The organism is Methanococcoides sp. (genome assembly GCF_030594565.1).
GTDB lineage: Archaea > Halobacteriota > Methanosarcinia > Methanosarcinales > Methanosarcinaceae > Methanococcoides > Methanococcoides seepicolus.
In genome coordinates, this window is record NZ_JAUVEY010000036.1 from 1 (window position 1) to 15,134 (window position 15,134).

21 protein-coding genes are annotated in these 15,134 nt (G+C 38.7%); 12 read left to right on the forward strand and 9 right to left on the reverse strand.

Annotated features, from left to right (window positions below; genetic code table 11):
* Window positions 1-358: 358 nt before the first annotated feature.
* Both QAS77_RS04680 and QAS77_RS04685 read right to left on the reverse strand, forming a co-directional pair.
* The gene (locus QAS77_RS04680) at window positions 359-847 is read right to left on the reverse strand and encodes a GbsR/MarR family transcriptional regulator (RefSeq protein WP_305064301.1); all 489 of its coding nucleotides are present in this window, start codon (window positions 845-847) and stop codon (window positions 359-361) included.
* 55 nt (window positions 848-902) lie between these two features.
* Window positions 903-1,220: a DMT family transporter gene (locus tag QAS77_RS04685; RefSeq protein WP_305064302.1), complete on the reverse strand. Its 318-nt coding sequence runs from the start codon at window positions 1,218-1,220 to the stop codon at window positions 903-905.
* Between the two features lie 370 nt (window positions 1,221-1,590).
* Between QAS77_RS04685 and QAS77_RS04690 the strand changes: the two genes are divergently transcribed.
* Window positions 1,591-2,418, forward strand: coding sequence for a DUF4097 family beta strand repeat-containing protein (locus QAS77_RS04690; RefSeq protein WP_305064303.1), 828 nt, complete (start codon window positions 1,591-1,593; stop codon window positions 2,416-2,418).
* Between the two features lie 209 nt (window positions 2,419-2,627).
* Here the strand turns inward: QAS77_RS04690 and QAS77_RS04695 are convergent, their stop codons facing one another.
* Window positions 2,628-2,930, reverse strand: coding sequence for a DUF3303 family protein (locus tag QAS77_RS04695; RefSeq protein ID WP_250868878.1), 303 nt, complete (start codon window positions 2,928-2,930; stop codon window positions 2,628-2,630).
* A gap of 248 nt (window positions 2,931-3,178) precedes the next feature.
* Here QAS77_RS04695 and QAS77_RS04700 point away from each other — a divergent pair, with 248 nt between their 5' ends.
* From QAS77_RS04700 to QAS77_RS04730, 7 genes are all read left to right on the forward strand, one after another.
* Window positions 3,179-3,829, forward strand: coding sequence for a YggS family pyridoxal phosphate-dependent enzyme (locus QAS77_RS04700; protein WP_250868877.1), 651 nt, complete (start codon window positions 3,179-3,181; stop codon window positions 3,827-3,829).
* A 354-nt stretch (window positions 3,830-4,183) separates the two neighbouring features.
* Window positions 4,184-4,465 carry a ferritin family protein gene (locus tag QAS77_RS04705; protein ID WP_250868876.1) on the forward strand — a complete coding sequence of 94 codons (282 nt, stop codon included), beginning with the start codon at window positions 4,184-4,186 and terminating at the stop codon, window positions 4,463-4,465.
* A gap of 15 nt (window positions 4,466-4,480) precedes the next feature.
* Window positions 4,481-4,750, forward strand: coding sequence for a ferritin family protein (locus tag QAS77_RS04710; RefSeq protein WP_250868875.1), 270 nt, complete (start codon window positions 4,481-4,483; stop codon window positions 4,748-4,750).
* 18 nt (window positions 4,751-4,768) lie between these two features.
* Window positions 4,769-5,344 (forward strand): flavodoxin family protein, encoded by a 576-nt coding sequence (locus tag QAS77_RS04715; protein ID WP_250868874.1) that lies wholly within the window; start codon window positions 4,769-4,771, stop codon window positions 5,342-5,344.
* Between the two features lie 28 nt (window positions 5,345-5,372).
* Window positions 5,373-5,888: a gamma carbonic anhydrase family protein gene (locus QAS77_RS04720; protein ID WP_305064304.1), complete on the forward strand. Its 516-nt coding sequence runs from the start codon at window positions 5,373-5,375 to the stop codon at window positions 5,886-5,888.
* A gap of 295 nt (window positions 5,889-6,183) precedes the next feature.
* Window positions 6,184-6,729, forward strand: coding sequence for a DUF134 domain-containing protein (locus QAS77_RS04725; protein ID WP_305064305.1), 546 nt, complete (start codon window positions 6,184-6,186; stop codon window positions 6,727-6,729).
* Between the two features lie 67 nt (window positions 6,730-6,796).
* Entirely contained in the window at window positions 6,797-7,777 is a 981-nt protein-coding gene (locus QAS77_RS04730) for a radical SAM protein (protein WP_305064306.1), read from the forward strand.
* A gap of 28 nt (window positions 7,778-7,805) precedes the next feature.
* Here the strand turns inward: QAS77_RS04730 and QAS77_RS04735 are convergent, their stop codons facing one another.
* Complete coding sequence (locus tag QAS77_RS04735) at window positions 7,806-8,057, reverse strand: DUF2769 domain-containing protein (protein WP_250868872.1); 252 nt, start codon at window positions 8,055-8,057, stop codon at window positions 7,806-7,808.
* Window positions 8,058-8,399: 342 nt separating this feature from the next.
* Between QAS77_RS04735 and QAS77_RS04740 the strand changes: the two genes are divergently transcribed.
* A complete protein-coding gene (locus tag QAS77_RS04740; RefSeq protein WP_305064307.1) occupies window positions 8,400-8,729 on the forward strand; it encodes a M23 family metallopeptidase in 330 nt (109 codons plus the stop codon).
* A 9-nt stretch (window positions 8,730-8,738) separates the two neighbouring features.
* Here QAS77_RS04740 and QAS77_RS04745 read toward each other — a convergent pair whose 3' ends face one another.
* From QAS77_RS04745 to QAS77_RS04765, 5 genes are all read right to left on the reverse strand, one after another.
* On the reverse strand, window positions 8,739-10,250 hold the full coding sequence (locus QAS77_RS04745) for a protease inhibitor I42 family protein (protein ID WP_305064308.1): 1,512 nt from the start codon (window positions 10,248-10,250) through the stop codon (window positions 8,739-8,741).
* 20 nt (window positions 10,251-10,270) lie between these two features.
* Window positions 10,271-10,600: a hypothetical protein gene (locus QAS77_RS04750; RefSeq protein WP_305064309.1), complete on the reverse strand. Its 330-nt coding sequence runs from the start codon at window positions 10,598-10,600 to the stop codon at window positions 10,271-10,273.
* 35 nt (window positions 10,601-10,635) lie between these two features.
* Window positions 10,636-11,118, reverse strand: coding sequence for a YbaY family lipoprotein (locus QAS77_RS04755; RefSeq protein WP_250868868.1), 483 nt, complete (start codon window positions 11,116-11,118; stop codon window positions 10,636-10,638).
* 150 nt (window positions 11,119-11,268) lie between these two features.
* Window positions 11,269-12,066, reverse strand: a complete 798-nt coding sequence (locus QAS77_RS04760) for an ABC transporter permease (RefSeq protein WP_250868867.1) — start codon at window positions 12,064-12,066, stop codon at window positions 11,269-11,271.
* Window positions 12,067-12,696, reverse strand: coding sequence for an ABC transporter ATP-binding protein (locus tag QAS77_RS04765; protein ID WP_305064310.1), 630 nt, complete (start codon window positions 12,694-12,696; stop codon window positions 12,067-12,069).
* 349 nt (window positions 12,697-13,045) lie between these two features.
* Between QAS77_RS04765 and QAS77_RS04770 the strand changes: the two genes are divergently transcribed.
* From QAS77_RS04770 to QAS77_RS04780, 3 genes are all read left to right on the forward strand, one after another.
* Window positions 13,046-13,189 (forward strand): hypothetical protein, encoded by a 144-nt coding sequence (locus tag QAS77_RS04770; RefSeq protein ID WP_305064311.1) that lies wholly within the window; start codon window positions 13,046-13,048, stop codon window positions 13,187-13,189.
* Between the two features lie 219 nt (window positions 13,190-13,408).
* Window positions 13,409-14,035 carry a hypothetical protein gene (locus QAS77_RS04775; RefSeq protein WP_305064312.1) on the forward strand — a complete coding sequence of 209 codons (627 nt, stop codon included), beginning with the start codon at window positions 13,409-13,411 and terminating at the stop codon, window positions 14,033-14,035.
* A gap of 196 nt (window positions 14,036-14,231) precedes the next feature.
* Window positions 14,232-14,654, forward strand: coding sequence for a zinc ribbon domain-containing protein (locus QAS77_RS04780; protein ID WP_305064313.1), 423 nt, complete (start codon window positions 14,232-14,234; stop codon window positions 14,652-14,654).
* The last annotated feature ends 480 nt before the right edge of the window (window positions 14,655-15,134 follow it).

Here is a 15,134-nt window from a genome sequence, read left to right on the forward strand (position 1 = left end):
ACTTTCTGTGATGAAAGCTATTCAAGATGCAATCGATGGAAAGCCATTTGTTCCAACGATTGTTTGATTTTAGGGTTGCAAATTAATTTTTTGTATTAGAGTTGATACAGGATTGACGATAATTAGGCTGAATAGTTACAACTATTTTAACATTTATTATATTTATTCCCAAGTCTTCAATCTCTCCCTCACATGAGAAAATCGAGAAAGATTGGAAGTGTGGCTATAATAACTATGCTCAATAGAGGGGGGGCACTACATGAAAAACGAAATATTGGCCAATCTGAGTAGGGCAAATGTTTGAAACTTTGCCCTGTCCAAAGTATAGAAAGCTCACTCGAAAGAAGTGCAAAGCAGCTTAAACTTGCTTCTTTTTTAGATGATCGATTTGATCGTATATATTTCGAATTAATTCTTCAAACTTATTGATCTCTGAGAGATAATTTTCATAAGTATGTAGTTTGATCTTTTGTTCTTGGGTAGTGGCATTGCCTCTGTATTCTTCTATAAGAGGATCTATTTTTGTTTTTGCAATGTCTAATTCGGTTTCAAAGCCGTTCCTGATCTGGATAGCAAAAGCATCTAACAGATTTTTTTCCATATGCAGATATGTCTTGCGGGATCCGGGCTTATGCAACCTTTTTATACTCCAAAAATTCTCAATGTTTTTGATCTTAAGGCTTATAGAAGCAAGGCTATACCCTGTCCTCTCTGCCAGTTCCTCCATACTTATTGCATCGGATTCAAAATTAAGTATCGATAGAATTTGTGCAGTGGAATTATCAACTCCGTAGCCCTTAAAGATCTCATGACCAATGTCAATTATCTTTTTTTCAATATCATTCATTTTTCTCATCCACGAATCTGAATGTTTTCTAATAAAATACTGGTATGATGCATGATCAAGCTGATACCAATTTTAAGCCACCGATCCCAACAGCAATCAGTCCAATGAAAAAAATCCTTGAGAAATTCATTGATTCGTTGAAAAGGACTACTCCCAATACTGTTGTCCCAATGATCCCAATACCTGTCCAAACTGCATAGGCGGTCCCAACAGGCAACGTTCTCAAAGCTCTTTCCAATAAATACATGCTTAAAATTAAAGTAATTACTGTAAACACCACTGGATAAAACTTGGTTAAACCATCACTATATTTCAGTCCAACTGCCCATCCAGTTTCAAACATTCCTGCAATTAATAAGTATATCCATTCCATGCATATTACCTTTTAGTGTTTTTAATAAATATTAAAAGCTAATAATACAGATGTTTTATTTATAGCCTTTGGCAAAATGAAACTGTTTAATTAGACAATTATGTAATGTAAAGTACCTTTAGAAAAGCCCATTTTTCCATTCAACATAAGACATATCAATAATCTTCTTCCACAGAAGATCAGTATCATCTCTTTTACCCACATAGACAGGTCTTGCAAAATAACATACAGAACCTCACACATTACCAAGCAAGTTACGCATAGGAAGCATTAATTCTAAATGGGTTCAACACCCCAGAACTTTGCTCTGATCAATAGGATAAACAGTCTTTTATGCGAATACCTTTTATTTTTAATATGGGGGAAATCGATGATGAAAATATATCATATTGCATTTTTGATGTTGGCAGTATTTCTCGTTACTGCTTTTTCCGGGTGTACAGGGTATGGCCCCAAATACGGGCCTGAAGAAATTGAAGATTTCAATGGCGAGTATGAAGCAGGTAATGATACTGTTTTGATGGTTATCAATGTAAATGGTCAGATCAAAATTAATAGCTGGGAAGGCGATACGGTCATATTGGAAGCTACAAAAAGGACCCGATATGGAAAAGACGAGCTTGATAAAGTTGAGATTATTGTTACTGAAGGCGATAATGAGATAAAGATCGAAACAACATTGAGCGCTTTTGAGGATGCCAGGGTTTCTGTTGATATGGATATAAACGTTCCAAATAATGTTCCCGTTGATCTTGTGAAAACAACCAATGGAAATATACAAATTTTAGACACAAAAGGGGATACTACAGTAGCAAGTACCAATGGAGCTATAGTAATAAGGAATGTTGATGGATATGTAAAAGCGAGCACAACCAACGGTGCAATAGATATCCGAGGAACAACAGGAATCGATGACTTGGAGACAACAAACGGAAAGATCGATGCACAGATATTTGACTTTAAAGATGATGTAGATATAAAATGTACCAATGGAGGTATTACTCTTTCTATAAATACGTCACTCAATGCTGATATAGAGGCGAAAACAACTAATGGTGATATTTCAGTGAACGACATAGCATTGGTTTTAACGGGAATAGAAAAAACTCACATGGAAGCGATATTAGGAAATGGTGGAAATAAGATATACATAAAAACCACCAATGGAAATGTGAACCTTAACGAACTTGTCGTTTAATTAAGGTTCCTTTCTTTCCATATTTACCTTGATCACTTGCTCCAACTCAGAGAGTGAAAGTGTCGAAATTATGATGAGCATAAAAAAAATAGAAGTTACTGTAAAGGACTTCGATAAACCCATGGTTTCAAACGATCACTTATATGTGATCTATATGCAATCGCTTAAATTCTGAGTTCTTCGAGATCCCCTATAGTCTACGAAACGATTTAGCTTTTTAGCAATGTGGACCCTTTGACTGTCTCTTCTATTGTCAGTATAGGGGTGATCTTTGCGGTGTGATGCGTTAACATCGGCGGTTTTAAGAATTCCGAAATTGTCATCAAACTGTCTGATTCGAGGATGAAATAGAAAATATGCTCGTTAGGGCAAACATATGCTCCATTTATTTTTATACCCAGTTTCTCTGCTGAGTTTTTCATTTCCCCAGCCCATTGCTTCATTTCTGCCTTGTATTCGTCTCTTGCAAAACACTGTTCAGGTGTATGCTCAAGACTGATCATAAATAACATTCTTTATAACCCCCATAAATATTAAACAAGATTAGTATTTAGTATCTTGGTTATGTATCTGTAGAAATATACTTCTAAATTTGGCTTTGTAGAAAGCCTATTTCTAACTTTTGCAAAAAAAGAACGACAGTAATCTGCTGAAACAAACGAACGTTTTATATGAAATTCATTGCATTTGGTTCATATAGACAACAATTGTAATTATTTAAATAAATTATATTTTTAATAAAATCGTTTTGGGAATATGAATGACAGTCGATGAAAATATAAAAAAGATCTTAAACGAAATTGGAAGAACAAAACTTGTCTGCGTCACCAAGACTATCGACCCTGAGAGGATAAACGAATCCATCAGAGCCGGAGCAACCATCATAGGGGAGAATAGAGTTCAGGAATTCGAGGATAAATGTGCTGAGATCCTGCCCTGTGAAAGGCACCTCATAGGAAATCTACAGACGAACAAGGTTAAAAAAGCCGTTCAGCTCTTTGATGTGATCCAGTCAGTTGACTCCCTGAAATTGATACAGGATATTGATAGGAAAGCCGAAGCCATTGACAAGGTACAGAAGGTCTTCCTTCAGGTCAACATAGGCAACGAGCCACAGAAATTCGGCTTTGGGGCGGATGAGATCGGACAGGTAATAACACAGATCCATTCCCTCAGGAATGTTCAGGTGAAAGGACTCATGTGCATACCTCCTTTTGTGTCCCCTGAGCAAACACGTTCATATTTCAAGAAGATGAAAGCACTTTTTGATGAGCTGAAGCAGGTCGATCAGGATAACATCGATATCCAGGAACTATCAATGGGAATGTCCAATGACTACAGGGTTGCCATCGAGGAAGGGGCTACAATGGTGCGCGTCGGTTCTGCAATATTCGGGAATAGGAAGTACTGATTATACCATTAATTGACCAATTGGATGAGCGCAGCTGTCCCTGGCAGATGCGGAGGATTTGATAAGAGTTGATGGATATATAACATTGAAGGCTCATTGAAAGAAATGGGTGTCCAAAGGGTTTGATCAAACCCATGACAAGAATTGAATAAAGCCCATAATACTTTTTAGTGATAAATATGATCACAATTCAACCTTTTTTTTAAAGAATGTCTGCCTTTTGAGCTTTGCCATCGTTCCTCAACATATAAATAATGTAAAAGATGAATGTTATTGGGGAGTTTAGATCATCTTATTGACATAGACCATATCTTACATATCCCCACAGCTAAAAATAAATGGAGATGTAAGCCAATGCTATCGAAAATACCTATAGACATATCAAAGGTCAAACCTGAAGACATCAACAAAGAGATCCTTCGTGCAGCCATAATCGCTGAACTGGATGCGATAAATCTTTATGAGCAGATGGCAGCGCTGACAGATAACAAAGAAGTGAAAGAAGTACTTCTGGACATCGCAAAGGAAGAGAAAACGCATGTCGGAGAATTCCAGACACTCCTGTTAAGAGAAGATGAACAGCAGGTACAGGAAATGGAAAAAGGCAAGCTTGAAGTTGATGAGATGACAAAATAAAGGGGGGAGAAGCAAATGATGTCTGAAATGCCGATCATACCTGAAAATCTAAGTAAGGAAGATCTCGACAAGGAACTTATCAGAATTGGCATGATAGCCGAGCTGGATGCTGTTAATTTCTATGAACAAATGGCCTCCCTTACAAAGGATGAAGACCTGAAGGCAGTGCTTCTGGAAGTGGCCAGAGAGGAAATGGTACATATCGCCATGTTCGAAACAGTATTAATGGAAGTTGATAGCGTGTATCTCAAGGTTCTCGCAGATTACTCACTCGCAAGGAATTAAGTTTTCAGGAGATCGATCATGAAAGTTGTTGCATTTAATGGAAGTCCAAGAAAAGAAGGAAATACATCACTTTTACTCAAACATGTCCTTACTGAACTTGAAGACGACGGTATTGAAACCGAGATCATACAGATAGGTAACAATACATTGAGTGGATGTACCGCCTGCATGAAATGTTTTGAGAACAAAGACGAGCAATGCGTCATAAAAAGTGATATTGTAAATGATTGCATCAAAAAAATGAAAGAGGCAGATGGTATAATCATTGCATCACCTACATATTTTGCAGACGTTAATGCAGAAACTAAAGCCCTTATAGAAAGAGCAGGATTTGTGGCGAAAGCGAACGATGATCTCTTCAAACGCAAGGTAGGTGCTGCTGTTGTCGCTGCCAGACGAGGAGGTGCAATTCATGCCTTTGACTCGATCAACCATTTATTCACAATATCCCAGATGATAATTCCAGGTTCAAGCTACTGGAACATTGGACTCGGGTTTTTACCGGTAGATGTTGAAGCCGATATGGAAGGGATACAGACCATGCAAACCCTCGGTCAGAATATGGCATGGCTTCTGAAAAAGCTGAACGATTAAGGCAGAATTAGATAATTGTGGAGATATGATGCTATTAGAATTCAAAAACAAAGAACCTTCGATATCAGAAACATCATTTGTTGCAGGATCTGCAGATATCATCGGTGATGTAAAAATTGGAAAAGGCTCAAGTGTCTGGTTCAATGCAACCATCAGAGGAGACAAGGACGAGATCCTTGTCGGTAAGAAAAGCAGCATTCAGGATAATTGTGTTATCCACACTGACCCTCCCTTTAAAGTAAAGATCGGAAACAATGTCAGCATCGGTCATGGAGCCATTCTCCATGGTTGCACGATAGGTAACAATGTCTTAGTGGGAATGAACTCAACTGTTCTTGATGGTGCAGAGGTCGGGAAGAACTGCATCATCGGTGCCAACGCCCTTATCCCACCTGGAAAGATAATCCCACCTAACAGTGTTGTCACCGGAGTTCCCGGAAAGGTCAGAAGAGAAGCGACCGTTGAAGATGTACAGATGATAGCTGAAAATGCAGCCGAGTATGTTAGACTGGCAAACGAATACAGAACAACACTGAATGAATGAATTCAGCCAGATAGTGCAAAAATGTCTGCTTTTCTCAGTAAAGAAGAGCAGGCATGGATAGACTGGGTCTTTGATGAACTGCGTGCTCACCTAGAAGGGATCCCAGTAGATAGTTGGATTCTAAAGATGCTTTTTTGATAATTGATACCAGATGATATTTTTTGTCATCAGATTTCTCTTCTTGTCAGCACTAAATAACAAAAACGAATTGAACTGGAAATATCCAATATGTTTATTACACATATTTTGAAGATGAACGTTAAGTTTATCTACATTATGCATTATAATGCATAATATGGGACGCCCAAGAAAAAGGAGAATGGTTAATTATGACCACAATACAAGGCATTTCAAACCATCAGGCGTTTGCCTGAAAGATCTGGAAGAGGTCAACATAACCATTGATGAACTGGAAACCCTCAGGCTGAGCTCTCTTGAAAAAATGAAACAGGAAAATGCAGCTCAGACGATGCAAATACACCAGTCGACCTTTCAAAGGACGCTCCAAAGAACATTGCAGAAAATTGCAGATGCATTAGTTAATGGAAAATCAATAAAAGTAGAAGGAGGAAATTATACTATGCCAGGAAAGGATGGAACAGGACCTATGGGACAAGGACCAATGGGTGGACTAAATAGAGGACAGAATGGAGGAATGGTCGGAGGACAGACCCAAGGCCGAGGACAAAGAGGATTACGTGGTGGCAAAGGAGCTGGAGTCAGTATTTCCAGAGGAGAATGCAAATGTCCGAACTGCGGTCACGAACAGATCCACCAACCAGGAATTCCATGTGGTCAAATTAACTGCCCCAAATGTGGAAACCTTATGATCAGGAAATGATCAGAAAGAACATTTAACTTTAGCCACACAGAAAAGATCAGAGTACACATCAACAAATGTGATCAAAATGAAATCAAGGATCATCTACGGACCAATCCTTTCAAGAAGACTTGGAAGGTCGCTTGGAATTGACATCATCAAAAAGAGTGACTTCAGGAAGAACTGTAATTTTGATTGTGTCTACTGTCAGCTTGGACATGTGGACTGGAAAATATTGACACCATCAGACGTTACAGATCTTGTAACAACTGAAGAAGTGATCGACGGCCTCACTAACTATCACAAGAAAGTGGATGATCTTGATTACATAACATTTTCAGGGACATGTGAACCTACATTGAACCTGGAACTGGGTAACATGATCGAACAGATAAGGAAGATCAGCGATGTTCCCATTTGTGTAATTACGAATTCATCACTCGTGAACAGAGAGGACGTTAGAAATAACCTTTCAAAAGCAGATCTTGTGGTTGCTACATTAGTCTCCGGAAATGAAGAGACTTTCCAGTCCATCAACAGACCTGCAGAAGGGATCGAACTTCAGGATATCATCAAAGGACTAAGAGAACTGCAGAAAATGAAAGGTGCAAGGGTTGCCATAGAGGTCATGCTACTTGACTCAAATAATGGATACCTTACAAATTCAAGCGATCAGGAAATAGATAAACTGATCGAAGTTCTCAAGTTCATCGATCCGGATGAGATAGAGATATTGACCATAAGCCGACCGCCTGCTGAAGATCTTATCATCCCGGTAACTGAAACGAGGCTCAAAGAAATCGCGCAGAAGTTCGATGAGAAACTGGGAAGGGAAAGGGTAAGACTGGTACTCAAAGGTCTGAAAAGAAAGAGATCGAATATAGAACATGAGAACCTTCCGGATGAGGTATATGATCTCATACTTCGAAGACCCTGTACATTTGAGCAGGTTGTTCGATCTCTTGATATTGATAAAGAAGAACTCTCCCCGATAATTGAAGGACTGGTCGAGGAGCACAAGATCATCGGCATAAGCTCAGAGAATGGAATGTACTACCGGGCAGTATAACTAAAAAGATAGTAAAAAGGGATGAATATTACATCCCAAGCTGTTCTTTTTCAGAACCACGTGTGCAGTAGTATCCGTGCGTAAGACCCAGTTTTTCGGTCACAGGACAACCACCGCAAATACAGCCTTTTTCCTCGGTTATACAGCTACTCTTACCAATTGTAGGGAAACAATATCCTCCCTTTTCCCCACATTCTACCCACGAGGGGCATTTCGCGCAAACACACATAGATAATACCATTTCCTTTTTCTTCTGCATTTCTTCCGGGCTCATTTCCATAGATATTTCCTCCCATTTCTCCCTATTTATCATTCATACGATCTTTGGACCATCCATAGGAATATCCTCAGATACTGCTACAATACAAAACTGTGGAAAACTGCAGCCCATCCGGTAACAGACCCGCCACAATATGCCTTCCCCAATATGACTTGTTAGATCATCATATAAACAGTTAATGGAAATTGAACATTGGATATCTTTAAGAAGGATCTCAGGTTAGTATTTGAGGATCATAAAATATATGAGAACAGATATAAAATGGTTTCATAGAGATAAGTTCATATAATTATCACATAGAAGAATTTACTTCAATTCTGAAAGAGATTAAACAGTCCATTGATGAAATATCTTATTATCAGGAACCATTCAGGACTTTTCTGCAAATACGGTGAGCTTGGTACCTCAAACGTAAAAGTAGGAGATACTGTTGAAGCCGGTCAATTGATCGGTCACGTCGGATCTGTGCTGAACAGCAAGATGATAGACAAGAATGCTCTCGAATATATACAAAAGCTAAAAGAAAAGAATCCCAGCATGCTCCACTTTGAGCTGGGGGAAGATACTCCTGTTGTTGAAGACAACAATTATATTGGAGGAAACTGGTTTGGGAATAAGGGACCTCGAAAGCTCCTTGACCCTACTGAATATCTTAGCTCCACTGAAAGTTAACTAAAAATATCAAAGGACCCTGACCGTAAGGTCAAAGGTCTGTTCATATCCTGTAAGGATCCCCTCCAGCTGCATGTTAATGGCAGAGATATTCTGTTCACCGGCTTCAACTGCCTCGACCTCCCACTCATGCTTTCCATAAAGGGAGCCCTCAGATTGCGGGATGAACTCATCCCCTTTGACCCGGAGACCGTCCGTCAACGTCATGTTCCAGGTATATGTATCAGCCGTGGATTCGAACAGTCTGATGAGCATCCACTCGCCTTGTGCAAGTTCGATCGCATCACCATAATAGTAGCCGTCCACTATAAATGACGGATACAGTTCATTATCCCCTTCCACCACCAAGGTCATCTCGAAATCGCTCGGAACAGATGCCTGGTCGTCCCATGAATTGTATTCCACCATAATGGACTTCTCACCAATGGATGGGGTTTCAAAGGTCCATCCATACACAGAATCATCAGCCACAGGACTGTAGGATGATGAATATCCATACCCTTCTTCTTTAACTGACAGATCATCCTTTCCTGAAAGATGCCAGTACCCTTCCGAAGGTGCATCAAGATCGATACGCACAATACTTCCGGCTTGAACCGATACTGTACTGCCATTATCCTCTTCAGTGAAAATATGGTCAGCTGGTATTTTCTCGATCTCAGGGAAAATCAATCGATCATCTTCTGTAGGGGCTATTCCCACGGAAAGTGCAGCTATCACCACACCAACGAGCATCAAAGGCAGAAGATAACGCTTTACGGACCTCTTTGTGGAACTGCTGGCATTATCATAATAACGTCCTTTTAACATCATCAACATAACTGCAAAAAGACATCCCAGGAAGAACCAGAGCCCTATGTTATCTGAAAGGTTCGAAAAGAATGTCTGTATGCTGTCCATTATCTGAGGACCAGCTGCTTCAGGAACTGCCTTTGCAACCTCTTCCACTGCCCCATCAGCAGCAATTGAAGGGCCCATATCCATGGGTGCATCGCGGAGAACTTCAGACTCCATGGCAACATCCATCATTACAGGTTCGAAGGCACCTCCATTCTCTATTGGAACAGGTCTTGACAGATATTGAAGACCTGCAGCACCAAGGAATGCAGCACCTATGACACCGATATACTGTTGCAACATACTGATTATGGAAGCCCTGCTGACATTCATATTTCCCGGAGCTACAATGATCAATTTCTGTACCGGCTCATAGAGCTTGACCTCACGCCCTTTGGCACTCCATTTAATCCTGTGTACCTTGATAAGATCGGCTTCCAGCAAACTGTCAATGTTGTACTTGATAGTGGTAATGGAAAGACCGAGCTTTTTCGAGATATCCGTTGCAGACATAGGCTCTTCGGATAGAAGGTCCAGTATCTTCAGGGACTTTTCATTGGAAAGTGTCTGTGTTATCTTCTTTGAATCTTCGTTGAGCGGAAGTACAACTACATTTTCCGAACTGTCCTGATCTGCATCTTCCGGTTCATTCTTGTTCTTATTTTCAACGTCTTTAGTGACCATATTTGCACCAGGGGTTGATCTCATACAACATTAGTATTGTCTTCAGAAGAGAATACAACGAACCTATTGGATGGTCCGTAGATATCGTCTTCCCCCCCTAAACCGGAGGATCGAGTCTTTCTCTCCACAAGATCGGACTCCATCAGAGCCATGATATTATCTTCAACATCCACAAAAGGAAGACCGGTCTTAAGGGAAATTTCCCTTACAGAAAGTGGATCTTCCGAAAGCACTTCCAGTATCTTGAAAGAACCCTCTTTTGAAAGTACTTCAGTTACAGTCCTTGACCCTTCAGCAATAGGAAGGATAAGGAATTTATCAATGTTTACGGGATTTGCTGCACATTCCATAACGATAGTCCCCTTTTTTTCTTTAGACGCAATTATCAGATCATTTCCACATGAACATCAAGATCGTGAATACCTGGTTCTGTAGGTACAGGATTGTGCCAGGTGCTGTAATAATCGCCTTTTGAGAGTCTGCCATCCCCATCAACATCCACATGGACTGAAAGGGAATACGTCATTCTTTCCTCTAGTTCAGGGTGGTTGATCTGATATGGCACTGGCTGAACATTATCTGCATCCATGGATACGCCAATAATGGAATTCTCGGACATGGTCACAGAAGCTACGTCCTGAAGACTTACATCCTCAACTTTCAGATAGATGGTGGCATTAGAGAAGGACTCCACAGGTTCGTCAAAGATGATATTTCCCTGAACACCATCGCCTGTAAATGAAGATCCGCCATTATCCACTCCAGCGTTAGTAACGGATTCAGAAGCGTTGTCTGTACAACCCATTGCAAAAGCGGATGCAATGAGGATCAATAATGTCAATCCTAATGTGAGAGATCTATTTTTCATGATGATCTGTTCCTTAAAATATCGATTTTATGAAGGTATAATATAACAAATAGTTCGTGGATATAAAGTCTTTATTTAAGCTACAAAGTAATTCGTAGTCTTAAGAAGCAAGAAATTCAACAAAATAAGAAAAGGTAAATAGAAGCGTAATTAGGTATTTGTTGATTTGAAAACATCTTTTTTAAGGATACCATAATCATCAAAGCTTGAACGGATCGTCATAAATATTCCAATTGCAACCGTCATAACAGTAGAAACGTATATCCCGACCATTATAGCCATCTGATACTTGACAGCAAGAATTGGACTGGATCCTGCAATGATCTGACCGGTCATCATTCCCGGCAATGCAACTATACCGGTCGTTGACATGCTTGCTATCGAAGGTTTCAATGCAAGCTTGATACTTTTTCTGGCATAGGGAAGAATAGCCTCGTGCCTCTTCGCACCCAGTGACAAACTGTATAGATAACGATTCTCATTTCTCCTGATGGTATCATAAAAGTTGCTGACACTTATTATATTACCACGGAGAGAATTTCCAAGGAACATTCCGAATATGGGGATCAAATATCTAGCATCAAAGAGGTTTTCCAGATCCACCACAAACATATTAAAGTAAAGTAATATCAGGAAATTACCTACTATAAATGAAACTACCGTAGGCAATAGCAACTTTTTCAGATCAAGTCCGACCTCATTTATTGTACTGTGGCTCGCCATTAAGATCATTACCAATAACCACAAAAGATTAACAGCAGAGTTGTTCAGATCAAATAGCACTGTCAGGAAAAATCCTACAAAAGCAAGTTGCAGGATCATTCTTGAAACTGAGACAACTGTTTCGTTTATAAGTCCAAGCTTAAGGTAGTGACTTACAAAAAGTGGAATTGCGAGCAAAAGAAAACATGCTATCAAAGACAGATAGCCAATATCATAGGCTTCCATTTAAACACCGACCGGTATGACCTTTACATTTTCCTTTTCCCACACATCATCATGGGAAATTATCACAAGTGTCCAATCCTTGCGTTCCAGAAAATAATTGGCGACCTTTTCTTTCAGCGCACTATCAAGAGATGATGTGATCTCATCAAGCAAGTATATGTCTTTCCCTATAAGCACGGACATGATTATCCCTATCCTTTGTTTTTCTCCACCTGAGAGTTCTTCGAAATGCATATCAAGAACATCTTTCTCGAAACCCAGGTAAACAAGAAGCCTTCTGAGCTTGGTCCTGTCAAGTTTTCCTTCATTGAACGAATAGGAAAATACTTCCTCGATAAATTCATTAACAGACCCTTCATAGATATCAAGGTCCTGGGATACATAAGCGATCCTTTTCCTGGCATCCCATACAGTATTAGTATCAAGGAGCTTGTTATTAAAATAGAGACTTCCACTTGTTTGGTGGGCAAAACCCATGGGCATCTTTAAAAGTGTGGACTTACCTGCACCTGATCTGCCTTTCAGCAAGATACGATCTCCTTTTTTAATATCAAGATCGAAATGTGATAATACTTTTTTCTCACCATACCTGATGGAGATATCCTTATACTTTAAAAGTTCCGAATTCATTAGCTATTGACTTCCTTCTGATGTGGAATAGGTTTAGAGAATATATTTATAGGAATAACATTATTACCTCGAAAGATAATATGAAACTCCCTTTTAGTAAAGGATTTTGAATACTATTCCACACGAATATTATATGAAAGTATTTATTTAAAAATAGCATATTTTACACACTCATTAATACATATTTCGTATTTTGTGTTATTTTTATCCAATCAAAATAACACAAGTAACATATTATCACGTAATGGCGATGGCATTATGCTGCGCCTGCAGGAGGAAGACCAGCAAATGCTCTATGAAGACGACGAAGCAGCTCCATTTACTCCAAACGGCAGGCGCATGAGAGAGTATGCCCCTAATACCACCGGCAGTATACGACGATGAGATCGAACTCAGGAAATGGTTTGATATATCCTATGCTTATGTAAGCTCCCTTCCGAAGAAAAAGGAAAAGAAGAAAAGGATCATGGCATGGAAAATATGCCATAAATAAGTAAAATGTCTAAAAACATCAGTATTGAGTTTTTATATACTTGATATGGACTTTCAAGCCATTGTAGAAGTTAATCGAAATTCTTCACAGTTATTCTTAAATGTTTGCAGTATGTAACTAGACAGTGGAAATCTATTTCAAATCTAACTGGAGGTAGTAACAATAATAAAATCAGTAATAAAATGGATTATGATAGTGAGTGTATTCCTTATCGCAAGTATGGTCATAGCAGCTTTTGTATTTGGAATGGGTTCTGACGAAAGTGGTACAAATAACATTGAAATTGAAGATACAGGGGTAGAAGCCTCTGCATATGACGAAGAAAAGTCTTCACCAGAAACAGAAACACCCATATCAAATGCAATACAGGAAGGTACATATAAAGTGGGAAGTGACATTCAGCCGGGTTTGTACAAAGTTATAGTAAAGGATTCTTATGTGGACATGGCTTACATTGACAGGTCAAAGGATGCTAGCATGGAGTTTGATTCCATTATTGCAAATGGCATCATATCCAACTCAGGCTATGTAAGAATAAAAGAGAGCGATGCTTATGTTAAGATTCAAGGTGCGACACTCTATCCAGAAGACACCATAGAAACCAATATCAGAGATGTGTTTGAAGATGGTGTATACTTGGTTGGTGTGGACATAGCATCTGGTACCTACAAGGTTGAAGTAACGGACACAACTACGAATATGGGATATGTTGAAAGACAATCCGACGTGTCCATGGAATTCGACGACATAATTGCAAACGAAATATTCCAAGGACAAGGATATGTGGAAATAATGAGCAGTGACTTTTCTGTAAAAGTTCAGGGTGCTACGCTAACCAAAGATTAATAAAATGGCTTTTGAGCCGTTTTTTACTTTTTATTAATTCCTGATTTGCTAACACGTTAAATTAATACTAGGAATTGGGCTATAATTAACTTTTTAACATTCAATTATTTGCTCCTTGGTGTTATCATCGTTCCAATTCATGCTTATATCATAATATCAGATGCTAAAAGTAACTCAATACTGCTGGGGAAATATGATGGAAAAGAAAACAAAGGGTTTAGACGAGATTTATTGTAGAAGTTGTGGAGAAATTATTAAAAATGAAGCTGAAATTTGTCCACATTGTGGTGTCAGAAATTCATATTCAATGACTAATTCAAAGAACATCCCAAAAGGTTCTAATTATAACCTATTGTTGCCTATATTGTATATTTCTGGTTTGATTTGTTTTTTATCAGCAAGATTTTCATCAAATATTATGGTGACAGTATTTTCTAACATGATTTTTGTAGCAATTTTTATTGCAAGCATTATTATTGTATACAGCGATGCAAATAATCTTGATGCATCAAAATCTGAAAAGTGGGTAATAGTTATATCTGTTTTATTGCTTTGGATATTTATCTTGCCGGCATATATATTCAAAAGAAAATCGTTACAAAATTATGAAGCAAAATGAAACAGGAAAATTCTTTCACAAAGGTAAAACTTATTAACTAATTTTCATCAAATATCCAATGAAACATAAGGTATCTTATGTTGCGTTATCATTTTCACACGCTGTAAGCAACGATAATGTTACAGGCGACATTTGTATAGCTATCTTGTATTTATCATCGTTTTGGGCTATTTCTAACGCTTTCACGACCATTTAATATGAGAAAAGTAATTGAAATTGAATAGCAATTATCTCCTGTATTGTTGGATAGGGACTAACCACACTTCTTTAACTAATCCAAACCGTGACAATTCATAACCTCTCTAATTTTTAGGAAAGCTTTATGTAAAACTGTTAACAATCATATTTCATGACAGAACACATTTTTGATATTCTCGGCATTGGCAATAGGGAGGACAGCTACACCGACCTGATTGCCCATTCATTTGCTACTTCATCATCATTCGGGGAAAATATCCTTGAGATGCTAGGAATACCAGA